The sequence below is a fragment of the Deinococcus cellulosilyticus NBRC 106333 = KACC 11606 genome (assembly GCF_007990775.1).
Taxonomy (GTDB): Bacteria; Deinococcota; Deinococci; order Deinococcales; family Deinococcaceae; genus Deinococcus_C; species Deinococcus_C cellulosilyticus.
This window is the reverse complement of sequence record NZ_BJXB01000030.1, coordinates 24,964-47,998: the sequence shown is the minus strand read 5'-3', so window position 1 is coordinate 47,998 and position 23,035 is coordinate 24,964. Positions and strand designations below refer to the sequence as shown.

Annotated in this window: 24 protein-coding genes; 12 read left to right on the top strand and 12 right to left on the bottom strand. The window is 56.4% G+C overall.

Annotated features, from left to right (window positions below; genetic code table 11):
- Positions 1-644: 644 nt before the first annotated feature.
- Positions 645-2,465, top strand: a complete 1,821-nt coding sequence (gene glmS, locus DC3_RS23920; RefSeq protein WP_146889404.1) for a glutamine--fructose-6-phosphate transaminase (isomerizing) — start codon at positions 645-647, stop codon at positions 2,463-2,465.
- Positions 2,466-2,516: 51 nt separating this feature from the next.
- Here the strand turns inward: glmS and DC3_RS23915 are convergent, their stop codons facing one another.
- A complete protein-coding gene (locus DC3_RS23915; protein WP_186816224.1) occupies positions 2,517-3,521 on the bottom strand; it encodes a serine hydrolase domain-containing protein in 1,005 nt (334 codons plus the stop codon).
- Between the two features lie 221 nt (positions 3,522-3,742).
- On the opposite strand from DC3_RS23915, the gene DC3_RS23910 reads away from it, so the two are divergent.
- The 4 genes from DC3_RS23910 to DC3_RS23895 all read left to right on the top strand — a co-directional run bounded on the left by DC3_RS23910 (position 3,743) and on the right by DC3_RS23895 (position 7,165).
- On the top strand, positions 3,743-4,102 hold the full coding sequence (locus tag DC3_RS23910) for a hypothetical protein (protein ID WP_146889398.1): 360 nt from the start codon (positions 3,743-3,745) through the stop codon (positions 4,100-4,102).
- 46 nt (positions 4,103-4,148) lie between these two features.
- The gene (locus DC3_RS23905) at positions 4,149-5,219 is read left to right on the top strand and encodes a YibE/F family protein (protein ID WP_146889395.1); all 1,071 of its coding nucleotides are present in this window, start codon (positions 4,149-4,151) and stop codon (positions 5,217-5,219) included.
- Between the two features lie 318 nt (positions 5,220-5,537).
- Positions 5,538-6,524 carry a hypothetical protein gene (locus DC3_RS23900; RefSeq protein ID WP_146889392.1) on the top strand — a complete coding sequence of 329 codons (987 nt, stop codon included), beginning with the start codon at positions 5,538-5,540 and terminating at the stop codon, positions 6,522-6,524.
- 23 nt (positions 6,525-6,547) lie between these two features.
- A complete protein-coding gene (locus tag DC3_RS23895; protein WP_146889388.1) occupies positions 6,548-7,165 on the top strand; it encodes a class I SAM-dependent methyltransferase in 618 nt (205 codons plus the stop codon).
- 50 nt (positions 7,166-7,215) lie between these two features.
- Here DC3_RS23895 and DC3_RS23890 read toward each other — a convergent pair whose 3' ends face one another.
- From DC3_RS23890 to murA, 3 genes are all read right to left on the bottom strand, one after another.
- Positions 7,216-7,710, bottom strand: coding sequence for an NUDIX hydrolase (locus DC3_RS23890; protein ID WP_146889386.1), 495 nt, complete (start codon positions 7,708-7,710; stop codon positions 7,216-7,218).
- A gap of 9 nt (positions 7,711-7,719) precedes the next feature.
- Positions 7,720-8,808 carry a peptide chain release factor 1 gene (gene prfA / locus DC3_RS23885; protein WP_146889383.1) on the bottom strand — a complete coding sequence of 363 codons (1,089 nt, stop codon included), beginning with the start codon at positions 8,806-8,808 and terminating at the stop codon, positions 7,720-7,722.
- Positions 8,809-8,999: 191 nt separating this feature from the next.
- Positions 9,000-10,289, bottom strand: coding sequence for a UDP-N-acetylglucosamine 1-carboxyvinyltransferase (gene murA / locus DC3_RS23880; RefSeq protein WP_146889380.1), 1,290 nt, complete (start codon positions 10,287-10,289; stop codon positions 9,000-9,002).
- A 154-nt stretch (positions 10,290-10,443) separates the two neighbouring features.
- Between murA and DC3_RS23875 the strand changes: the two genes are divergently transcribed.
- Positions 10,444-10,665, top strand: a complete 222-nt coding sequence (locus DC3_RS23875) for a transcriptional regulator (RefSeq protein ID WP_146889378.1) — start codon at positions 10,444-10,446, stop codon at positions 10,663-10,665.
- 247 nt (positions 10,666-10,912) lie between these two features.
- On the opposite strand, the gene DC3_RS29350 is transcribed toward DC3_RS23875, so the two are convergent.
- From DC3_RS29350 to DC3_RS23850, 6 genes are all read right to left on the bottom strand, one after another.
- The gene (locus DC3_RS29350; RefSeq protein ID WP_186816223.1) at positions 10,913-11,080 is read right to left on the bottom strand and encodes a hypothetical protein; all 168 of its coding nucleotides are present in this window, start codon (positions 11,078-11,080) and stop codon (positions 10,913-10,915) included.
- Position 11,081: 1 nt separating this feature from the next.
- Positions 11,082-11,843 carry a hypothetical protein gene (locus DC3_RS23870; RefSeq protein ID WP_146889375.1) on the bottom strand — a complete coding sequence of 254 codons (762 nt, stop codon included), beginning with the start codon at positions 11,841-11,843 and terminating at the stop codon, positions 11,082-11,084.
- 141 nt (positions 11,844-11,984) lie between these two features.
- Positions 11,985-13,064, bottom strand: coding sequence for a tetratricopeptide repeat protein (locus tag DC3_RS23865; protein WP_146889373.1), 1,080 nt, complete (start codon positions 13,062-13,064; stop codon positions 11,985-11,987).
- A gap of 47 nt (positions 13,065-13,111) precedes the next feature.
- Positions 13,112-13,726, bottom strand: a complete 615-nt coding sequence (locus tag DC3_RS23860) for a hypothetical protein (RefSeq protein WP_146889370.1) — start codon at positions 13,724-13,726, stop codon at positions 13,112-13,114.
- Between the two features lie 44 nt (positions 13,727-13,770).
- Positions 13,771-14,001, bottom strand: a complete 231-nt coding sequence (locus DC3_RS23855) for a hypothetical protein (protein ID WP_146889367.1) — start codon at positions 13,999-14,001, stop codon at positions 13,771-13,773.
- Between the two features lie 114 nt (positions 14,002-14,115).
- Positions 14,116-16,419, bottom strand: coding sequence for a RelA/SpoT family protein (locus DC3_RS23850; protein ID WP_146889365.1), 2,304 nt, complete (start codon positions 16,417-16,419; stop codon positions 14,116-14,118).
- Positions 16,420-16,678: 259 nt separating this feature from the next.
- On the opposite strand from DC3_RS23850, the gene DC3_RS23845 reads away from it, so the two are divergent.
- From DC3_RS23845 to DC3_RS23830, 4 genes are all read left to right on the top strand, one after another.
- Positions 16,679-17,107 carry a GNAT family N-acetyltransferase gene (locus DC3_RS23845; protein WP_146889362.1) on the top strand — a complete coding sequence of 143 codons (429 nt, stop codon included), beginning with the start codon at positions 16,679-16,681 and terminating at the stop codon, positions 17,105-17,107.
- A 160-nt stretch (positions 17,108-17,267) separates the two neighbouring features.
- The gene (locus DC3_RS23840) at positions 17,268-17,516 is read left to right on the top strand and encodes a hypothetical protein (protein ID WP_146889359.1); all 249 of its coding nucleotides are present in this window, start codon (positions 17,268-17,270) and stop codon (positions 17,514-17,516) included.
- 57 nt (positions 17,517-17,573) lie between these two features.
- On the top strand, positions 17,574-18,200 hold the full coding sequence (locus DC3_RS23835) for a pyridoxamine 5'-phosphate oxidase family protein (RefSeq protein ID WP_146889356.1): 627 nt from the start codon (positions 17,574-17,576) through the stop codon (positions 18,198-18,200).
- 23 nt (positions 18,201-18,223) lie between these two features.
- Entirely contained in the window at positions 18,224-18,781 is a 558-nt protein-coding gene (locus DC3_RS23830) for a nucleotidyltransferase family protein (protein ID WP_281292597.1), read from the top strand.
- Here DC3_RS23830 and DC3_RS23825 read toward each other — a convergent pair.
- A complete protein-coding gene (locus DC3_RS23825) occupies positions 18,745-19,671 on the bottom strand; it encodes an XdhC family protein (protein ID WP_146889350.1) in 927 nt (308 codons plus the stop codon). The two genes, DC3_RS23830 and DC3_RS23825, sit on opposite strands and share 37 nt — an antisense overlap.
- A 99-nt stretch (positions 19,672-19,770) precedes the next feature.
- On the opposite strand from DC3_RS23825, the gene DC3_RS23820 reads away from it, so the two are divergent.
- The gene (locus DC3_RS23820) at positions 19,771-20,238 is read left to right on the top strand and encodes a (2Fe-2S)-binding protein (RefSeq protein ID WP_222594826.1); all 468 of its coding nucleotides are present in this window, start codon (positions 19,771-19,773) and stop codon (positions 20,236-20,238) included.
- Positions 20,235-22,430 carry a xanthine dehydrogenase family protein molybdopterin-binding subunit gene (locus tag DC3_RS23815; protein ID WP_146889344.1) on the top strand — a complete coding sequence of 732 codons (2,196 nt, stop codon included), beginning with the start codon at positions 20,235-20,237 and terminating at the stop codon, positions 22,428-22,430. Before DC3_RS23820 ends, DC3_RS23815 begins: the two co-directional genes overlap by 4 nt.
- Here the strand turns inward: DC3_RS23815 and DC3_RS23810 are convergent.
- Positions 22,390-22,974, bottom strand: a complete 585-nt coding sequence (locus DC3_RS23810) for a GNAT family N-acetyltransferase (protein ID WP_146889341.1) — start codon at positions 22,972-22,974, stop codon at positions 22,390-22,392. The two genes, DC3_RS23815 and DC3_RS23810, sit on opposite strands and share 41 nt — an antisense overlap.
- Positions 22,975-23,035 lie beyond the last annotated feature (61 nt).

Sequence of the window (23,035 nt, the reverse complement as noted above, 5' to 3'; positions counted from 1 at the left end):
AAACATCTTGACCTGCTGGAGGGGTGGACCAGAAATGCTGCTTTGCCATGCCTCAAGTTCTTCAGCAAAGCTTCCTCAACAGGGCAAAAGCGAACGAAATCTTTTGCTGATGGCTGAACCCTGATGGCTGATGGCTCTGAAGCCCTTCAGAAAATGTCCTCATCACTACACATCATCAGCAAGATGTGTATGCTATAGTCTGATCGAAAGGAGGTCCCTGGAAGACACAACTTGGAGCATGGGAAGCGCAAGGTCCTGACTTGATCAGGAATACGAGGTGGAGGTCAGCGAACACATCTGCGGATGCCTCCAGGGTGACGGTCCCACCCTCCCCAGGCTGCGAACAGCAGCCAAGTCCAGTGATAAACCCCACGGTAACGTGGGCATAACCCCGGACAGGACACCAAAAACAAGGCCCATCCAGCCTGTGATGAACAATCCAATTTCAGCGGTCTGAACTTGCTGTTCAGGTCCGACCTGTAGCACGCGACTTCTGTTTTGCGTTGCAGCATTTGTCGGATGGACCCATGTGCTGCTCTGCTTTCTTTGCTCTGATGGCTTCATGGTCTGCTGAGATCCCACAACCAGACTTCATTTCTGTGTTTCTGCTTGGACAGAGACAGCCTTTTGTCAGGAGAAAAATTATGTGCGGAATCGTTGGTTATGTTGGTCCCCGTGATGCCCAGGACGTTCTGATTTCTGGTCTTGCAAAACTCGAATACCGTGGTTACGACAGTGCAGGTGTGGCTGTGCGCACAGATGCAGGCATTGAAGTGCGCAAACGTGCAGGCAAACTGGCCATTCTGGCCGGAGAGCTCGAAAAAGAGCCCCTGAAAGGTTGCCTGGGAATTGGGCACACCAGATGGGCCACCCACGGCCTGCCCAATGACACCAATGCCCACCCTCACGCCACCGAGGACGGCAAACTGGTGATCATCCACAACGGGATCATCGAGAACTACCTGCACCTGAAAGACGCCCTGACTGCCCGTGGGCACGTTTTCCGCAGCGAAACCGACAGCGAAGTCCTTGCTCACCTGATCGAAGAAAAGTACCAGGGCAACCTGGAAGTGGCCGTGCGTGAAGCCCTTGCCGAAGTGCGTGGAGCATACGGCATCGTGGTCACCCACATCGACCACGATGAAATCGTTGCTGCCCGCACTGTGAGCCCTCTGGTGATGGGGGTCGGCCAGGGTGAGATGTTCCTGGCCAGTGACGTGCCTGCCCTGCTGCCCTACACCCGCACCATGGTGTTCCTGCACGACGGGGACATGGTGGTCCTCAGCAAGGACAGTTACAAGATCACCGACCTGAAAGGCACCCCCGTTCAGCGCGATGAAACCCTGATCGACTGGGATGCCGAAGCCGCAGAAAAAGGTGGCTTTGACACCTACATGCTCAAGGAAATCTACGAGCAGCCCCAGGCCCTCACCAACACCCTGATTGGCCGCCTGCACGACGAGACTGGCGAGGTCAACCTCGACATCAACCTCGATCCTGCCAGCTTCAAGCGCATCTCCATCATCGCCTGCGGAACCGCATTTTATGCTGGTCTGGTCGGGGAATACCTCATTGAGCAACTCGCCCGCATCCCTGTGGAAGTGGATGTGGCCAGCGAGTACCGCTACCGCTCCCCCCTGGTCAGCGAAAACACCCTTGCCATCGTGATCTCCCAGTCCGGCGAGACCATCGACACCCTCGAAGCCCTGCGTGAAGCCAAGAAACAGGGGGCCAGAACCCTCGGGGTGATCAACGCCAAGGGCTCCAGCATGACCCGCGAAGTGGACGACGTGCTCTACATCCACGCCGGACCTGAAATCGGGGTGGCTTCCACCAAGGCCTACACCGCGATGGTCAGTGCCATGCTGATGCTCGCCCTGTGGCTCGGTCGTGCCCGGGGCACCCTCAATGAGGAACTGGGCCGCGAACTGCTGCAAGGTGCACGCGAATTGCCCCGTCTGGTCGAGGAATCCCTGCAACCTGAGCGTGTGGAGAACATCAAACGTGTGGCCCAGAAGTACCACCAGGCCCGCGATTACCTGTTCCTGGGCCGTGGTGTGAACTCTCCCACCGCTTTCGAAGGTGCCCTGAAGCTCAAAGAGATCAGTTACATCCACGCAGAAGCCTATGCAGCAGGGGAGATGAAGCACGGTCCCATTGCCCTGATCGACCAGAACCTGCCTGTGGTGGTCATCGCCACCGAAAGCTTCCTGCTGGAGAAAACCATCTCCAACATCCAGGAAGTCAAAGCCCGCAGCGGCAAAGTCATTGCCGTGGTCAGCGATGGGGACACCGAAGCTGCCCGTCACGCCGACGATGTGATTTACGTCCCCAGAGCCGCTGAAATGGTTTCTCCTGTGGTGAACGCCGTCGCCATGCAACTGCTGGCCTACTTCACGGCCACTGCACTGGACCGGGATGTGGACAAGCCCCGCAACCTCGCCAAGAGCGTGACTGTAGAGTAAAAGCCAGAACCAGACAGGAGAGGATCAATGCCTCTCCTGTTTTTCATGGTTTCAATTCGCAAGAGGAACTGCAAACATCTTGCGCAACAGGAACTGAGCGGGGAAATCAGACCCTATGGGTGCACTGTAGACCATCACACCCTGCTGGTCAGGCAGCACATGGAGTTGTGGAAAAGAGAACCCCTGGGGTTCCCCCAGACCCTGAAAGGTGATGCCCCTGGCCTGCTCCACATTGAAGGTGCCAAAGTGAATGCCTTTCCAGCCGTTTTGCGCAGAGGGCAGCACCCTGTCCAGAAAGGCCTGTTCCAGAAGTCTGGTCTCCTTCCACGTACCTCCATTCAGAACCAGTTGCCCCAGGCGGGCCACATCAGGCAGGGAAGCCTGGAAAGATTGCAAAACTTTTCGGGACGCCTGGGGTGTTTTCGGAATGCCCCAGTAAGCTTCGTTCTGTGCTTCAATGGGTTTCCACAGGTGTGCTGAAGTGTAGACGTTCAGGGGGGTTTTGGTGGCGGCTTCCAGTGCCCGGGCCAGCAAAAGCATGTCGCTGTATTGTTTCTGGTCGTCTGCAGAAGGCATGTGGCTTCGCGAACTGCGCTCCAGCACCTGCCAGAGGGTGGTCTGAGGCTCTGCTTCTGGCACATAAGTCTGGAGGGGATGGTCAAGGTCCATCTGCTTTTCATGGGAGGCAATGCCCAGCAGCAGGGTCAACACCGAACTGCTGATGCTGTACTGGTTTGTTGATTCTGGACGTTTGCCCATCTTGAAAGTCTCATGAATGATTTTTCCATCTCTGATCACCACCAGGCCCTCTGTGCCTTCTGGAAGGGTCAATTCCTGTCCGCCCACCTGTGGGAGTGGAAGCAGAAGTGTGGCTCTGGGCCAGGGGGTGTCCGGGCTTGCTGCAATGGGATGCTGTTCAGCAGCATCTGCGGGAATTCCCCCCAGGGTCACAGGCAAATGTCCAGGCTGGCTCAGCCAGAGCAGCATCAAGAGCAGTGCGAAAGGCAACAAAAACAGGACAGCAATCAGCAATTTCAATTGGGATGTTTTGACCATCCATTGATGATAAGGAGAAGAACCCCCCAAAACCAGAATTTCTGGTTTTGCACCTGATTCAGACATCAGGTTGATTCACCTGTGCAGATGAGGCCCCAAACTTGCTATCCTTGGGAGACATCAGGCCCATCATTCAGGCGGCAATGTCTGCCTGGATGACCGTCTGGGAGGTTCCTGCCATGAAACAACAATCCAGAGAATACAGAGTTAAAAATTTTTCCATGTGGGGTGCACTGGGAGTCATATTGGGCTCTTTTGTGATTGGCATTCTTTCGGTGTTCGTTGAGAGGTCGAATGACCCCACCCTGCGCAACTTGCTGCTGGTGCTGATTGTGGTTTATGCAGGGGCAGTGATTTACTACATGGAAAAATACCAGAGCATGCTGGATGAGATGGTGCGCCTGCGCAACGCTGAGGCCATCCGGATCACCTTTACCGTGCTGATTGGTGGCGGACTGGCCTACATGCTGATGTCCGGGATTGAACCCTCTCTGCCCCAGCCTGACCTTGCAACACTGATCATGGGCAGCACCACCATCTACCTGATTGCGTATTTCGTGCTGTGGTTGAGGACCCGATAATTCAATCTGGCAGGAACTTTTCATGTGGGTCTGCTAGTCTTGCTGCATGCGCAAGCTGCTGATCCTTTTCTTTTGCCTGATCTCCTGGTTTGCTTCTGTGGGTCAGGCGCAGGCTTCTTCAGGCTCTGGGACCCAGACCCTCGAAGGCACCATCACCGATCTGGACCCCCTGACTGTCAAAGTGGGGCAGAACCTTCTTTCCCTGAACAATGAAGGCGGAGTGCCCGTCAAACTTGGAGATCTGGTGCAGGTGTACCAGACCCTCGACCCGGAAGGCAAAACCGTTTACTACCTTGCGGATTTTGTGCGCTGGCCTTACCTGCTGGCCCTCACCCTGATTTTCGTGCTGGTTGCAGGGGTGGTGGGAAAAGGCAAGGGCATCCGGGCTGTGATCGGCATGTTTCTGTCGGTGGGGGTGATTCTTCTGATGGTCATTCCCCTGATCCTGGCTGGATGGAACCCTGCCGTGGTTGCCCTGCTGGGCAGCACTGGCATTCTGCTCTTCAGCGTGTACTTCGTGCACGGCCTGAACTGGACCACCACTGCTGCCCTGATTGCCACCATCCTGACCGCTGCCGTCACGGTGGGCCTTGCTGCTGTCTCCATGCACTTCACCCACCTCACAGGCCTGATGGATGAAGAGACCATGTTTCTGAAGCAGATGGGCATCACCGACCTGAGAGGGCTTTTGCTGGGTGGCATGATCATCGGGGCTCTGGGAGCACTGGTGGATTCGACCATTCCGCAGGTGGCAGTGGTGCGTGAGCTCGCCCACCAGCACCACGGACACAACCATCCGAAGCCCACCTGGCAGGACCTGTTCCGGGCCAGCATGCGGGTCGGAATGGACCACATTGGCAGCCTGGTGAACACCCTGGTTCTGGCTTACGCAGGAAGCAGCCTGTCCCTCTTTGTGCTTTTCCAGGCTGGTAACACCACCCTGAAAGGGGCAATGAACATGGAAGTGGTCGCCAGTGCCATTGTGCAGAGCATGGTGGGGTCCATTGGCCTGATCCTGGCAGTGCCTCTGGCCACCTTCATTGCCTGCATGGCCTACCATTACGACCGCCTGCCTGCTCCGAAAGAGGGAGAAGGCCACCACCATCACCACCATTGACCTTCATTTGCGGGACTGGATCATCGCAAAGCCTGATTCTTTGAGGTGGGAAGCGATCAGCGATCAGCCTTCAGCAAAAGATGTCTGGATGCTTTTGCAGCGGACCAATGAAAGGTTTGCACTGTGCTGGAAAGCAAAGCAGTTGTTTGTGGTGGCTGAAGTGAAAGCCCCCAGTTGTTTTGGTGCTGATGGCTGAAGGCTGACGGCCTTTTGTAATGACATCCACCCAAAGGCGACTCTGCATGACCTTACTGTGCAGAGACCTGAAGGACAGCGAAATCCTCACAAAACCAGTAGGATGAGAATGAGGAGCCAGAGGTGACTTTGAAACACGCTGTTGAACAGTTATTGATTTCTGCACAGGACGAAAACAGCACCCCGGACGATCTCTATCCTCTGGCCCAGTGTGTGTTCGACGAGGCCCGCAAACAACCCAGAACTGCGGTGGAGGAGGCCCTCAGGGATCTGGCTTCGGGCCTCAGCCTTTCCCATGCAGGAAAGGCAGGCCTGATTGGCATGTGCATCGGGGCTTTTCTGGAAGGAGGATGTTCTCCAAAGGATGTGCAGGATGCTCTCCTGGACCGCCTGGAGGAGGTGCTCCACCGGGCAGAAGAACACCTGTCAGGGTGCACCGATCCTGAGAACCTGTCCGAGGAATGCCTGGCAGCCCTCGATGATCTGGAACTGTTCTGGAGGCCTGCCATTGCCCTGCTGTCCGTCAGTCCTGCAGCCAGATCAGAGGCTGCTCCATTGCTCCCTCTGCTGGAACCCCTCAGTGAGCACCACGAGGGGGCGCACTGGCTCAGCAAGCTCATTCCGGTGATGCATGAAGAGCCTGTGGTGGTGCTGGAACCTTCCACGGGTCTGGGCATTGAGGGTCTTCTCAGTGGCGTGGTGGACAATTTTCAGCTCCATGTCCTCCTGATGGACGTGTTCCCACAGAAAGGCCTTTTTAAACGCAAACGCACCAGCGAGCGCATCATTGCTGTTGCCCGTGGGGATGGCCCCCAGGAAGGGGAAGACCATGTGGAGGGCTGCTGGAACATGTACACCCACGAAGCCCTGCTCGGGGACCTGACCCTCAGCGAGGCCAGTGAGAACTGGGTGTGGGGAGAGGGCACGCCATCAGACATTCCTGTGCTTGAAGACCGCCGGGTGATCCTGCTGGGCCCCCCCACCTACCACAGAACGTGGAACAGCATGCGCATGTTCAGTGCCCTGAAAGCCGACCTGAAAGTCACCCGGGTGCTGAACGAACGTCAGGTGCGTTCGTGGCTGGAGCGCATCACCAACCGGGAAGAGTGATATGCTTTTTTGTGGGTTTCTGAATGACAGACCTGCAAGGGTATTACGCCAGACGGGCCAGTGAGTACGAACGCATCTACGCCAGACCTGAACGGCAACAGGACATCACCGATTTCACGCTGCACCTGCAGAAAAGGGTGCAGCGTTTTGCTGTGCTGGAACTGGCCTGCGGGACAGGATACTGGACCGAGCGGCTCTCCAGAACAGCAAAAAGCATCCATGCAACAGACATTGGACAGGAGGTGCTCGATCTGGCTCGCAGCAAGACTTACCTTTGCCCGGTGCAATTTGAGCTGGGAGATGCGTTTCGCCCGAAGCCCTGTGAGGTGGATGTGGTGTTCGCAGGATTCTGGTTCTCGCACGTTCCGATCTCCAGAAGGGCAGATTTCCTGAAGGGAATCCGAGAGGCTGTTGGTGCAGGAAGACCACTGATCTTGATGGACAACCTGTATGTGGAGGGCAACAGCACACCCATCTCCAGAGTGGATGAAGAAGGCAACACCCATCAGGCCCGCCATCTTCTTTCCGGGGAGACCCATGAGGTGCTCAAGAACTTTCCGACCAGAGAGGACTTGCTCGGCTTGATGGGAGGAGAATACTGGTCGGGAACATATTTCTGGGGACTTGCCACCACAACCTGAATTCAAGAATGCCCCTCTCTGGACCAGAGAGGGGCGCAGAATGCCTCGAATCAGACTTCTTTTTTGATGGTTGGAATCCGAATTCCGCCCTTTCCATCCCAGCCCGAGAAGGCGTAGAACAGCCCGGGAATTCCTGAAGTCAGGTAATCGGTCAGGGGGTCGCGGATGGGGGGAGAGTCCAGCATGCGGGTGATCTCCTCGGCGGTGAAGAAACGGGCCTCCACAATGAAACCATCGGGGTCTCTGGGGTTCAGCAGGCCTTCCCAGTCGGCCTCGAAGACCAGACTGATGGCCCGGTCATGTCTGCGCACATCTTCGATGTGCACACAGTAAGCCAGGTGGTGGATCTTCTTGAGCTTGAGCCCGGTTTCTTCCAGAATTTCCCGGACCAGGGCCTGGGGGGCTGTTTCTCCATGCTCGACCACACCTCCGGGCAGGGTGTAACGCACCCGTCCTGAGCGCTGCCAGTCGTTCCCGACCAGCAGGATGCGGCCCAGTTTGTCCCTCAGGATGGCTGCAGTGACCAGCAGTTCACGCCTTGCCACATGGCCCCCTCACTCTGCAGCCTCGGCCATCTCGGCAAGCAGTTCCTCGCGTTGCAGGCGTTGCAGGGCCTCCAGCAGATCTTCCAGGTTGCCGTTCATCACCACATCCAGCGGGTGGTTTTTGTCGTCTCCGCTGAGACGATGATCGGTGACGCGGTTCTGGGGGTAATTGTAGGTGCGGATCTTCTCGCTGCGGTCCCCGGAGCCAATCATGCTCTGGCGTTCACTGCGGATTTTTTCCTCTTCTTCCTGCCTCTGCATCTCGGCAAGACGGCTTCTGAGGACGTTCAGGGCCTTTTCCCGGTTCTTGATCTGACTGCGGGCATCCTGACACACCACGATCAGTTCATCCGGGGTTCCCGGGCGGTACACGACGCGCACAGCAGAGTCGGTGGTGTTGACCCCCTGACCTCCGGCACCCTGAGAACGGAACACATCGATGCGAACCTCATTCATGTTGAGGTCCACTTCGGATTCTTCCACCTCGGGCATCACGGCAACCGTCACGGTGCTGGTGTGGATGCGGCCCTGGGACTCTGTGGCAGGAACCCGCTGAACCCGGTGCACGCCCCCCTCAAACTTGAAGTGGCTGTAGGCCCGTTCTCCGGAGAGTTCCACCACCACCTTGGAGAATCCCCCCAGGTCGCTGGGGTTGGAGTCCAGCAGTTCCATCTTCAGGCCAGCCTTCACACAATACCGTTCGTACATACGCAGCAGGTCAGCTGCAAAAAGCGCAGCTTCGTCCCCTCCGGCACCCGAGCGGATCTCCAGAATGACGTTGCGTTCATCCCTGGGGTCTTTGGGCAGCAGCAGCACATCCAGTTCCTGCTCAATTTCAGGGATGCGGCTGTTTGCGGTCTCCAGGTCCAGTTCTGCCAGTTCCCGCATGTCAGGATCGGACAGCAACTCTTCGGCTTGTTTTTTCGAGTCCGAAAGGCGCTTGTACTCCTCCCAGAGCTGCATGATGGGCGAAAGTTCAGCATACCTCCGGTTCAGTTTGAGGTAAGCATCATTGTTCCCGAAGACTTCGGGATTGCTCATCTCGCGCTCCAGATTGCGGTACTCGCGCTCGAGGTCTATTAATTTTTCAGCGATCACGGGTCGAAACGCACCTCGCTTCGCTGACGAGAGAGAAGGGTGTACTCGGCGGACATAATGAAACCAGTTTACTCGACTGTGACATCTGATGTGGAAGGGAATGTACACAGTTGTGTGGCACAAAAAAATCCTCTCCCTGTCAGGGAGAGGAAAGCGCAGCGAGGAGAGGGTACGAGGTGAAGGCCTGAGGCTCAGTCCATTGCAGCAGCAACGAGTTGCTGGTTCTGCTCGATGTGCACCCCGACGGCCTGCAGGCGCTCCGTGAGGCGTTCATAGCCACGGTTCAGGAAGCGCACGCCGTCGATGACGGACTTGCCTTCGGCGGCCATGGCAGCGACCACCAGTGCGGCTCCGGCGCGGATGTCTGCAGCGCGGACAGGTGCACCATGCAGTTTCTTGCCCTGGATGACCTGGGTGTGTTCGGGCACTTCGATGTTGGCTCCCATGCGGCGCAGTTCCACCACGTGGGTGAGGCGCTCGGGGTAAACCTTGTCCATCACGATGCTGGTGCCAGGGACGGTGGCCAGCAGAGCGCTCATCTGGGGCTGCACGTCGGTGGGGAACCCGGGGAACTCACTGGTGGTGAGGTTCACGGGGCGCAGTTCGCCATGACGGGCATCGATGGAGAGGGTGTTGTGGTCGAGTTCCAGAATGTGGGCACCCATTTCCACAAGTTTGGAGGTGACTGCACGCAGGTGACCAGGGATCACGTTGGTGACCGTCAGCTGGCTTCTGGTGGCAACTGCGGCAATCAACATGGTGCTGGCTTCGATGCGGTCGGGGATCACGGTGTACTCGCCACCGCGCAGTTCTTTCACCCCGTGGATCACGATGGTATTGGTTCCAACCCCTTCAATCTGGGCACCGAGGGAGTTCAGGAAGCGCACCATGTCCACAACATCGGTGTCAATGCTGGCGTTGTCCAGAATGACCGTTCCTTCACCGAGGACTGCGGCGAGGATGGCGTTCTGGGTGCCGCCCACGGTGAGGATTTCAAAGACGTAGGAGCCATTGAAGGTATCGGTGCGGGTGGCGATAAAATTGCCGCCCTCTTCGTCCACCTCTGCACCCATGGCGCGGAAAGCCTTGATGTGCTGGTCCACAGGACGCTGACCGAAAGCGCAACCGCCGGGCATGCTGACTTCGGCGTGTCCTGCGCGGGAGAGCAGGCTGCCCATCAGAATGAAAGAAGCCCGCATCTTGCTCACGAGAGCATAAGGGGCCACGGTGGAGGTCAGTTCGGGGGTGTGGAGCTCCAAAGTGTTGGGTCCGAGCCAGCGGTATTTGGTGCCGAGGCCGGTCATCAGTTCAAGAATGGTGTAGATGTCTGCGAGTCTGGGAATCCCGTGCAAAACAACGGGCTCTTTGCTGAGCAGGCTGGCCACGATGATGGGCAGCGCGGCATTTTTGGAGGGTTGTGCTTTGAATTCGCCGCTCAGGTGGGAGCCACCGAAAATGGTAATGGGGGTGTCCAGAAGCATAGTGTCCTTTCAGATCAGCAGGTGCTGAGTTGTTACCAGAGTGTATGGGCTGTGCCCTAGGAGTATCTTACACACTTGACTCATGGAAGTCCAATATCTGATAGTGTTGTTTGTGTGTATTTCTGGATGCTAAAATATTCCTAAAGGAGTGACCGTGCCGAAGAAAGAAAAAAAGCGCCTGCAAGTCGTCATCTCTGAAGAGCAAGACGCACTCCTGACCAAGACTGCGTATGAACTCTCCAGCCCGGAACGCCTCATCTCCAAGAGTGAGGTTGTCCGACTGGCGATTGAGAAAATCGCACAGGATCTTTCAGCGGGGGACACGGCAAGTCTCAAGGAATACATTTCTACGCTGGACGATGAGCACGAAGAGTAAGCCTCGAATCCATCCGCTTCACCACAAACTTCACAACACAATCAAGGATCTGTCCTGAATGCAGGGTGTCCGGTTCCCGGGTGCCCTGTATGCTTTTGCCCTTCACGTTGAAATGGGGACGGGGCCAATCTTTCACCAGAATCTGCTGTTGTGGCATCAAATGTGTTCTCCACAACAGGTTCATAAAACCTGAGAACAGATTAAGTCCTGCAAGCTTTTTGCTTTGTAGGATATGCTATTTCTCCTCTTAAGAGGACCTTTTGCTGAGCTTAAGATGGACTTCAGGATCATCTTCCCCATACATGCTGATGGCACGGGCGCGCACCTCAGGTGTGCTGGCCTGCTCTCTGAGCTGCTGGATGACCTTCAGAACAGCCTCGGGTTTCTTGACTTCGGGGGTGTTTTTGCGGGCCACGTCAGATCCCTGCCTTCAGAATGTTGCTCAGCAGTTTGCGCTGGTCAAAGGTGTACTCAAAGCCCCGGTACTTCACAATGGTGCGTTCCTTGAGGGCAAAAATGTCTCCAGATTTGTAGCCACCAGCAAAAATCAGGTCCTCTTCAAAATGGCCCAGCACCAGCGTTCCTCCGTCCAGAAACTTGTCCATGAATGTCTGCTCGAAGGGAATCTCGGCAACAAAGAGCACGGCATCTTCCTCTTCGAAAGGCTCCCCAAAAAACTGCCTTGCAGCTTTTTCAGACAGGGACCAGGAGGCCAGCGACTCCTGCCAGACCGACATCAGGGGGAATTCTTCCTCTTCCCAGGCCCGTGCCACCGCTTCAACAAAAGCAGAGCCCTTGATGGCCCGGTAAGCCAGAAACTTCTTGGGCACTGCAATTTTCAGCTGTTTTGCCAGACGTTCCCAGCGGGATTTGCGGCTCCAGTAGATCTGGCTGACCACCTCATCGAGTTCTCCCTGCGGCTCCAGGGCATTCAGGGCCCGCACCCACGCCCGCCTGACGCTCTGGTGGGCTGCAGGATCAATGCTGCACAATCGATCTGCAACCTCCCGGGCAGCAGCATAAAAGCCCTTATCCTGATAAAGGTCGTGATAATACAGGTTGCCCAGCATCTTGCCCAGCTCTTTGGCTTTCTGGGGATCGGTGTTGTTGTGATGGAACTTCGATAGGCTTTGCTGGAAGGCCTGCAGTCTGGGGTCTTTGTCGAGTGCAAAAAGCATAAGGCTCCTGTGGGAAATGCCCGTCTAATATAACAGAACTGGACTTACAGATGTCCCATCCAGCCATCAGCCATCAGCCGTCCGCCGTCAGCAAAAAGAAAAACCCTTTCGCGGAGGAAAGGGTTTGAGTTATCAGGATCATTATTTGCGATTCTTGGCCAGCTTCAGGTAATACTCGCTGCTTTCATCGTCTGGATCAAGCGTTACAGCCTGCATGTAGGCCTGGACTGCTCCAGAGTAGTTCTTTTGCTCATACCTGACCCGTCCAAGCCAGGCCCAGGCTTTCTGGTAACTGGGGCTCAGGGAGGTGGCCTGTTTGAAGAGGTTCTCGGCGTCCTTGAAGTTCTTGTTCTGGTAGGCGGTGTAGCCAGAACGGTAGGCTTTCACGGCATCCATGCCAAATTGGCTGGCTTCGGTGGCATAGTTCAGCCAGAAGGTGTTTTCTGGGGTCTGGCCTTCGATCTCGGTCAGCTTCTGGTAGCCTTCCATGGCGGCCTTTGCATCTCCAAGCTCGAAAGCAGTGCGGGCAAAGTAACGCCAGCCTTCAGAGAAGTCGGGGGCCAGTTCGGTGGTCTTCTTGAAGAGGTTCAGGGCCTCACCTTTCTGGTTTTCAGCGTAGGCTGCGTAACCCCTGGTGAAAGCCTGATTCAGGTCTTTGCCATATTTGGCCAGACGGTCTTCCACATTGACAAAGTACTGGGCTTTGCTGTCCTTGGGATTCAGCTCCAGCACCTGTTTCCAGGCATTTTTGGCGTTGTTGTAATCCCCGAGGTCCTGGTAGGTTTCTGCCAGCAGATAACGGGCAGGGTAGTAATCCGGGGTGACTTCAATGGCTTTCTGGGCGTACTGCAGGGCCTCTTGCAGGTCGGGTTCGCTGCGGTGGGCTGCAGTGAACGCCAGATTGTGCAGGGCTTCAGAATAGCGCTGCTTCTGGTCGGCACTCAGGGCAGAAACCTTCTGGTAGTCTTCCCAGGCAGTTTTGGCCCGAATCCACCATTTCACATCGCTGTAGATGTTGGCCCTGAGTTGCAGCACTTCCGGGGTGGGACTCTGGTTTTTGAGTTCTTCCACACGGTCCATCAGGCTTTTCCAGGTGGAATTTCCGGTGGTTTTGGGGGCGGTTTTCAGGGCGTTCTGGTATTCGGTTTGCAGTTCAGCGAGGTTCTGCTGGGCAAAGCCCTGTCCAAAAAGCAGTGCGGATGCAATGAGCCATTTTTTCATGATGTTGTTCCTCCAGGAAGGCGAATCGGGCGAAAAGAAAACTTCCGTCAGGTGATGGGCAGATCACCTGGCGGAGGCAGACGGGGCACATACACTTCAAAGTACCCATACAGTGTGAGCAGAATCAGGATGATCCCCAGCAAAATTCTTTCCCAATTTATCTCCTTTTTCTCATCCTGGGGCAGGGCTGCCACGGGTGCCTCGATGGGAAGGGGAGGCAGGGCCGTGGCCTGCAGGCCATAGATCACCTGTCCTTTGAATTCTCCGAGGGGCACAAACCCGAGTTCCTGCAATTGTTGATTGGTGATGGGATGGTACAGCGTGGCGGGCAGGGGATAGGTGATGTTGGTTCCCACCGGAAGCCCGCGAATGTAACGAATGGCAAGCTGCAAGGCCTCGAGGGCATGCTGGGGTTCGGTGTGGTCTGCATCAAGCATCAGGTGGTGAATCCAGTAACTGCGGGTGTCGTTCACCCAGCCAATGGTGACGAGTCCAATGATCCTGCCTTCACTCTGGATGCCGTAGGCGAGGTACTGAAGCTGGTTGGCCTGAAGCAGGGCATACCAGTTGGGTGGGTTGCTGTTTTCCTGTTCTGCCGGCAATTTCAGTTGAATGAGCTGCTCCCAGTTCTCGGGAGTCACGGGAATGAGCGTGAGTGGCATACCAGAGTATACCCTAAAACTAAGCAAACTTGAGCGTATTGAACTCAGGTTTTATTTTTTAATGATTGCAATTCTTCTTCCAATCGCTCAACACGGTCCACCAGAGCGACCAGCAAAAGGGCATAGTGATCGTAAAGTTTTGGTCTCTCCAGACGCTTTTCACCTGCCATCCACTCTGACAGAAGGGCCTTTGAGCTCTGCAGGACCTCCCCGGAGGAGACTTCCTGCCAGGGACGGTCCTGCAAAATGGTTTTGGCAAAATTGATTTCTTTCATTCAGGCCTCCAGAAGATGCAGGACTGTGAAACCCCTCAAAGAAAAGTTCACAGTCAACAGAAGACAGTTTACAGCGAGCGTTTTCACGGGTCTTGCTTGCTGTGAACTGTGAACTCAGCTTCGCAAACTGCTTCGGCCCGGAATGGGCATGCCGCCCTTGCTGCCCGACATGCGCAGCACATTCTGGATGTCTTTGTTGCGCTTCAGGGCATCTGCGAGCAGGCTCAGGTCGTTGTTGCCTTTCACGGTGGTCCTCAGGTAGATGTGGGCGATTCCCCCAGAGCCCACGCCTGCAGTCACATGCAGCACGTTGCGCCTCTGCTCGGAAATCACCTGCAGCACTTCTGCCAGCAGGTTGGGACGGTCGGTGCAGATGATGTCCAGATCCACGAGTTGCTCCACTTCATTGGAAGCCGACCAGGTGGCGAGCACGCAACGGTCCGGCTCTTCACGGAGCAGACGCTGGAAATTGGGACAATCTGCGCGGTGCACGGAAACCCCCCGACCACGGGTCAGGTAACCCCGGATTTCATCTCCGACAATCGGGTTGCAGCAGTGGGCCACCTTGGCATCGGTGATGACCCCATCGATGATGATGCCCCCATCTTTCTGCTTCGGTGGCGCTTTGCGTTTGGGTGGAGCTTTGACCACAGGCTGGGCCTGCTCCGCTTCCAGTTGCGGGGAAAGCAGACGGGCCACATTCGCGGGATTCATGCGCCCGGAATGAATGGCAAGATAGAGCTCGTCCGGGTTGCGGGCACCCAGCAGTTTCTCTGCAACATCTTCAAGCACCTTGGTGCGCATGAGCTGGCGGACAGGCAGGTTGCGCTTGCGCAGGTAGGTTTCCAGCTGGTCATGCCCATTCTGCAGGGCGTCCTGCCGTTCTTTGGTGCGGAAGAAGTGCCGGATTTTGGTTCTTGCAGAGCGGGTCACCGCAAAATTCATCCAGTCCTTGCTGGGTGTGGCGTTCTTGCTGGTGAGGATTTCCAGACGGTCCCCGTTCTGCAGCTCATAGTTCAGGGGAACAATCTGGCCGTTCACAATGGCCCCCACGCAGGTGTCCCCGACGCGGGTGTGAATGTGGTACGCGAAGTCGATGGGCGTGGCCCCTTTGGGCAGATTCACCGTGTCCCCTTTGGGGGTGAACACAAAGACCCGCCCGGACAGCAGGTCATTCTTCACCGCATCGATGAAGTCGCTGGCATCGGTGATTTCCTGCTGCAACTGCTCCAGCTGGTTCAGCCAGTTGATCTTCTGCTCGGTGGTGGCCTTGCCCTGCTGGTCCTGCTTGTAGAGCCAGTGGGCCGCCACCCCATACTCGGCAATGTAATGCATGCGCGCAGAGCGGATCTGCACCTCGATGGGCAGGCCAGACAGGCTGATCACAGTGGTGTGCAGGCTCTGGTACCCGTTGGGTTTGGGAACGGCAATGTAGTCCTTGAAGCGACCCGGGATGGGGGTCCACATGCTGTGCACGATCCCCAGGGTGTGATAGCAGACCCGTTTCTCACGCCCAAGCTCGGCCATTTCCAGGGCCTTCTGGTACTCTTCGGGTGAATCAAAGTTGATTTCACTTGCCGTGACGGGTTTGGGGGTCAGGATCACCCGGATGGCCAGCAGGTCAAAGATCTGCTCGATGGACTTGTGCTCGTGCACCATCTTGTTGTGGATGGAATACAGGTGCTTGCTGCGCCCACTCACCTCGATCTTGATGACCCAGCGGGTCAGTTCCTGATCGTCTCCCAGGGTGAACTTGATCTGCTCGATGGCCCGCTGGATGTGCCCCTCGCGCTCGGACTTGCGCATGTTGAGGGCCCGCACCAGGCTGTCGAAATCCTCGGGGAAGAGGTACTTGAAGCACAGGTCTTCGAGTTCCCACTTGATCTGCCCGATCCCCAGACGGTGCGCCAGAGGAGCAAAAATCTCCAGGGTTTCCCTGGAGATGCGTTTCTGCTTGTGTTCGGGCATGCTGCCGAGGGTGCGCATGTTGTGCAGGCGGTCTGCGAGTTTCACAATGATGATGCGCAGGTCGCCGGTCATGGCCATCAGCATCTGGCGCAGGTTCTCGGCCTGCTCGTCTTGCAGGTTCTTGGAGAGCTTGGTCAGTTTGGAGACCTTGGTTTCGCCCTCCACGATGCGGCGCACATCATGCCCGAACGCCTCATCGATTTCCTCGAAAGTGACATCGGTGTCCTCCACGGTGTCGTGCAGGAGACCTGCACAGATGCCGTCCGCATCCATTTTCAGTTCGGCCAGAATCTGGGCCACGGCCACCGGGTGGGTGATGTAGGGCTCGCCACTCTTGCGGTTCATGCCCCTGTGGGCCTTTTCGGCCAGCACAAAAGCACGGTCCACCTTCTGGCGTTCTTCGTCAGTGAGATAGTCAAGAGCGTGAACGAGTTCTTCGTAACCGTACATCTAACACCTGTCGAACTTTCCTGCTTGTGTTGTGTCCCTGCTGTTCAGAAGTGCAGGTCAGGACACACTGAGATGACATTGTATAGCGTTTTGGTGGGGGTGAGAAGGGTTGTCTGTAGAAAAGACTGCAAGGACAGGTTGAGCCTTGCATGATCCTCCTCTCATCCTGATCGTACTGTGGTGGTTTCAGTCGTCTCAGGCCCACTTTCTGCCTTTTGCTTGCAGACGCCTGACCTGTGAATGCGATAAACTACCCATCATGCAATTGAAGCAAGTCACCCCCGAAGACGCTCAAGAACTTGCGGTTTACAACCGGGAGCTGATTCAGGAAGAGGGACACCGCAACCCCATGAACCTGCGTGAACTCACCCAGCGCATGGAAAGCTTTCTCATGGATGAATGGGAAGCGGTCTATTTTATTCACGATGGACAGAAGGTGGGATACGCCCTCTATAAATTTGGCACAGATGCCTTTGATTCCCGCATTCAGACGGTGTACCTGAGGCAATTCCTGATTCTGTACCCCTTCCGAAAGCAAGGACTCGGCAGAAAAGCCTTCGAGACCCTCAAGCAGGAGGTGTTCAAAGAAGCCCGCATTCATGTCGAGGTCCTCACCCACAATGAACGCGGGGTGGCCTTCTGGAAAGCGATGGGGTTCAAGATGTACAGCATGCATTTGCATACTTGAGCAGGGTCTGATTCAACTGTATTCTCCTCTTTTTTTGAATGCAAATGATTCATGGCATTTTGATTCTGGATTTGCCCTCGGCACTCGGCTCATTCCCGATCACACCCCGCCTACCCCCTATGGGGTACGATGAAAGCAGCCCAAACCCGCAGGAGACCTTATGGCAGACGAACTGAACTTTACCGATGTGGAAGTGGCCCCAAGAGCGATCAAGAGTTACACCCTGCAGTGGCACTACCCCACCAACACCCACCAGATCAGTGTGCAGCTTGAGGACAGTTCCTGGCATCTGCTCACGGTCAATGATCCCCTGGAGTTCATTGCCATCACCACCATGCTGCAGAAAGGTCCGGTGTACCTGAGCAGCAGTGGTTTGCTGGAGTACCGTGGAGATGTTCCCCAGGAGTGATGCAGTTCGGTTAAGCATTCTGTCTTAAAGGTCGGGGTGTTCCCGCATACTGGGAGCATGCCCGACTTTCAACATGTGGTGCAAAGCGAAGACGAACTGAATGCCATTCTGGGCGGAGAACCCAGTGAACTGGTCAAAAACAAGGTGCGAACACGTCTGGATGAGTATTCCAGGGCTTTTATCGCCAGCTCACCTTTCATTGTGCTGAGCACCTCCAATCGGGAGGGCCTGTGTGATGCTTCCCCCAAAGGAGATGAGGCAGGGTTTGTGAAGGTGCTCGATGACCACACCCTGCTGATTCCCGAGCGTCCAGGGAACCGTCTGGCAGATGGTTACCGCAATGTCCTGAAAAATCCCCATGTGGGCATCCTGTTTTTCATTCCAGGGAAGCGGGAAACCTACCGGGTGAATGGCTCTGCGAGAATCGTCACCGATCCTGAAGTGCTCGAGATGCTGACTGCCCAGGGCAAAGTTCCGAAACTGGCTCTGGCTGTCACTGTGGAGGAATGCTACCCGCACTGCGGAAAGGCTGTCATCCGCTCAAAACTGTGGGCAGATCAGGTGGATGCTGCTCCAGAGGTGGATGTGGCCGCGATGCTGGCTGCACAGGTGAACAAAACAGGAGTGACCCGTGAATCGGTCCAGCAGGGTCTCGATGAAAGCTACCGGGAGCGCCTGTACTGAAAACCTCAGAACGAACTGCGGTTGTGGTTCTGGCTGCGGGAGCCTCAAGTCGCATGCCAGAACACAAATTGCTGCTCCCTCTGGATGGAAAACCTGTGCTCTTGCATGCCGTTGAAACTGCTGTGCAGGCCGGGATTGGCAAGGTGGTGGTGGTCCTTGGGAGGGAAGCCTCCACCCTCCGCTCTGTGCTGAAGCATCAACCTTGCATGCTGATTGAGAACCCGGACTTCAAGACAGGAATGGGCAGCAGCTTCAGGATGGCTGTGGACCACCTGCAGGACTGTTCCTCACTGATCTTCATGCTTGCGGACATGCCCTTTGTGTCTCCAGAGACCCTCCAGCTTTTGTCAGAAGTGGACGCACCCATGGCTTCCTGTTGGTATGGTGAAGTGCAGGCCCCTCCTGTGAAGTTTCAGCAGCACCTGTTTCCTGAGTTGAGAAATCTACAGGAGGGCGCAAAACCCCTCTTCCAGAAGCACCGGGCTCAGGTGAAGCTGCTTCAGCGGCCTGAACGTGAGTTGCTGGATCTGGACACCCCGGAAGATTACCAGCGGGCCATCTCCAGGTTTTCGGTCCGGTAGGCCGCAGTGTGGATTTTTGCGGTGAGCTCTGCCAGGATGCCCAGCGCAATGGCCTTTGAAGAAGAGACCCCCAGGTCCCATCCTGCAGGCCCGTAAATTCGCTCTGTGTCCTGAACGCCCAGATCCTGCAGGTACTCCCTAAGCCGTTCTGCTCTGGAAGCACTGGACAGCACCGCCAGATAACCCGCAGGTCCTTTCAGGGCCTGGGAGAGCAACTCAACTTCCTGATCGTACTGGTGGGAGGTGATGACCAGGGCACTGAAGGCATCGAGACTGGAAGGATCATGCAGCGCTGGATCGAAAAACTCCACCTGATGGTCCATCATGCGGGCCAGGGCAAACAGGTGCTGTGCCACGTCGTTCTCTCCTGCAATCAGCAGGCGAATGGGTGGGTCCCACCGTTCCATGAAAAGCTGACCGTCCCAGTGGGTCCTGCCAGGGCAGGCCTTCAGGTTGGTGGTCAGGGCGTGTTCTGTGCTGTGTGTTCTGGTGATCAGCACACAGGAGGTTCTTTGTTCCAGGAGGTTCTGGGCCTGTTTCCAGCAGGGAAACAGACCAGAAACAGGCTCGATCCACAGGGTGAGGTTTCCGGTGCAACTCAGGCTGCCTTCCAGGGTCAGGTTCTCCATGTGGTGCCTGTAGAGGAAAGGGGTTTGCTGCCAGAGGGCTTCAAGGGCCTGTTTCCGGGCCGCCTGATCCACACAGCTTCCAAATCCCACCGAACCCAGGATGTGACCATCTTCTGCCACCCACATCCGTGCCCCCACTTTACGGGAGGGTGGGTTTTGCAGTCCCTCCCCACTGTGGACCAGGGTGACCAGGGCATGAGGAACACCACGCCGCCACATGTGCGTCGCCTGCTCCAGAAGTTCCGACGGGGTGGGGATCATGGGTTTTATGTTACACAGCTTCTTTTTGGGACTTTGCAGTCCACCATACCCAAAGGGAGGAGTGGTTTCTTTACGCTGAGGTCACCAGCAGGAGGCCATGTGAAACTGAACATCAACGGGAACACCTACCAGACCGGGGCCGAGCCCAACGACCTGCTTCTGTGGGTCCTGCGGGACGAACTGGGCCTGACCGGAACCAAATTCGGCTGTGGGATCGGGTATTGCGGGTCCTGCACCGTGCATGTGGATGGAAAGCCCATGCGTGCATGTGTGACCCCCGTGCAGGCCGTGCAGAACAAGAACATCCGCACCATCGAGGGGCTCAAAAAAGGGGAGACCCTGCATCCGGTGCAACAGGCTTTTGTGGACCATCAGGTCCTGCAGTGCGGATGGTGCATGTCCGGCCAGATGATGCAGGCTGCAGCACTTCTGGAACAGCAACCGGGGATTTCGGATGAGGAACTGTTGCAGGGGATGTCTGGAAATTTTTGCAGGTGCGGCAGTTACGTGCGGATCAGGGAAGCTGTATTGGATGCAGCAAAGCGTGTGCGTGAGGGCAGGTCATGAGCTCCAGAAAGTGGAGGATCACCCGCAGGCAGTTCCTGATCGGTCTGGGGACAGCAGGCGGTGCGGTGGCCCTGGGGTTTTACCTGGGCAAACCTGCCATGCAGCTCAAACTCGCCGAGGGGTCCGAGGACTCCCTGAAAAGCCAGGCGAAGCTCCCAAAAACCCCCGATGCCTGGTTCGAAATCCGGGAGGACAGCACCCTGCGCCTTTATGTCACCAAGTCGGAAATGGGGCAGGGCATCCACACCGCTCTGGCCCAGCTTGCTGCTGAAGAGCTCGGGCTGAAAGTCACAGATCTGGACGTTGTGCAGAGCACCACCCGTCAGGGGCCGAAAGACTCTTTTGGCACCGGGGCCAGTGCATCCATTCTGACTTCCTTCCGGCCCATGCGTGAGGCTGCAGCCACCTTCCGTGAAATGCTTCTGAAGGCAGGATCAGGGCAGCTGCAGAAACCTGCAGAGCAACTGGAACTCACTGCCACAGGCGTCCGGGTGAAAGGCACCGAACAGCAAGCCCTGTATGCAGACCTTGCGCGTCAGGAAGGCATGTGGGAGGTTCCCAAAACGCCTCCAGTGCTCAAGAAGGTGCGGGGTTTTCAGGTGATCGGGACCTCAGCCCAGCGCATCGACCTGCCTGCCAAAGTCACTGGAGAGGCCATCTATGGCTACGATGCCCGTTTGCCAGGCATGCTGTACGGTGCTGTGCTCAGGCCTCCCACGCTGGAGGCCAACTTGAAATCTGCCGATGTCTCCCAGGTTTCCAGGCAACCCGGAGTGAAAACCGTGCATGTGGATCTGGAGGCAGGTTTTGTGGGCGTTGTGGCCCAGACCCGCAATCAGGCCAGAAATGCCCTCAGGCATGTGAAAGCCGTGTGGGATCAGGGAAAGCTCTGGCAGCAAAAGGAGATCCTGGACCTGATCCGACCAGAAGGCAAGGCAGGTGTGACCTTCCAGAGGGAAGGCAAGGGCTCAGCAGGTTTGAAGCAGGGCAACGTCATCAGGGCGGAATACCGTTCGCCTTTCGCTGTCCAGGCTGCGATGGAACCTCAGGCCGCCCTCGCAGATGTCAAGCCAGAAGGAGTGAAAATCTGGGCCTCCACCCAGTACCCTTTCCGCATTTCCAGTGCAGTTTCCAAAAAACTGGGCATCAAAGAAGAGACCATTGAGGTGATCCCAACCTATCTGGGAGGGGGTTTTGGCAGCAAGATCAACTCCCAGGCCGGACTGGAGGCCGCCATCCTTTCAAAAGCTGCAGGTGCTCCGGTGCATGTGGGCTGGGACCGGACTGAGGAGATGACCCAGGGTTTCCTGCGCCCTCCCACCCATTCGGTGCTCTCTGCCGTGCTGAAAGACGGAAAAATTGAAACACTGGAACACCGGATTGGTAGTGGGGTGGTGGCTTTCTCCACTTTGCCCTCTTTTCTGGAAACCCTGATGGGTGCAGATTTTGGCTCTTATGCCGGAGGAAAGGTGCTGTACGACATTCCGAACAGACAGGGCATCTCCTACAACCCGCACCTGCCTGTCCGCACAGGATGGTGGCGCGGTCTGGGCCTGTTCGCCAACACCTTCGCGCTCGAAAGCTTCATGGACGAACTCGCTGCCGAGAGTGGGACGGACCCTCTGGAATTCCGCCTGAAACACCTGCCCGCATCTGCCTGGGGTGTGCGGATGCGCAAGGTGCTGCAGACGGTGGCCCGGGAAAGCAGGTGGGGAAAACCCAGACCTTCTGGCAGGGCGCTTGGTCTTGCCTGTGGAAGTTCCTTTGAGAACCTGATCGCCCAGGTTGCGGAAGTCTCCATCGACCAGGAAAAAGAAAGGGTAAAGGTCCACCGCATCTGGTGCGCCATGGACCCCGGTCTGGTCATCAACCCGGATGGGGCAAAAGCGCAGATTCAGGGGGCAGTGATGTGGGGGGTTTCCTCGGCCCTGAAAGAAGAGGTTCTGGTGAAAGACGGCAAGATCACCGCACAGAATTTTACGGATTATCCCCTGCTTTCCCTGGAGGAGGCACCCGACATCCAGACCTTCCTGCTCGAAGACGGCAGTGGAGAACCCAGAGGCGTCGGGGAGCCCCCGATTGCTCCGGTGGGTGCAGCCATTGGAAATGCGATTTTTGCCCTGACCGGAAAGCGCCTCAGGGAGGTGCCTTTCAATGCTGAACGCCTGAGAAGCGCCGGGATTCTGGTCTGAACTCGGGTTTGAGCAGGGAAAAACTCAGCATGTCCCAGTAACGTCCTTCCCAGTGGTACCAGGAGCGCAGCAAACCTTCTTCCCGGAAACCGAGCTTTTCCAGCACCCGCACCGAGGCCTGGTTTCCGGGGATCACCATCGCCTGAACGCGGTACAGGCCCACAGAAAAGGCATATTCCAGCATGGCCTGAACGGCTTCTGGCATGTACCCTCTGCCCCAGTGGGCTTCTGACAGGTCATACCCAATCACAGTGCGGTGCTGAATGATGCTGTTCATCCCCACCGTCCCAATGAAAGCCCCGGTGTCCCTGAGCGTGATGGCCCAGCGGATGCCGGTTTTTTCGCGGTAGCGGGATTGCACAAAATTCACAAATTCAGCCGCCTGTTTTTCTTCCATGAAGGTGCTGGTGCCGTGAAAACGGGTCACTTCAGGATTGGAAAACAGTTGAAAAACATCGGAAATGTCGGTTTCGCGGATGTCCCGCAGCACCAGGCGTTCGGTCTGCAGGATGGGAAATGCATCAAACATCGAAAGGTCAATCATCCCCTTCACTTTTTTCTTTTGCGGGGTGGTTGTCAAGATGCTCTGGACTGAAAAGCAAAGC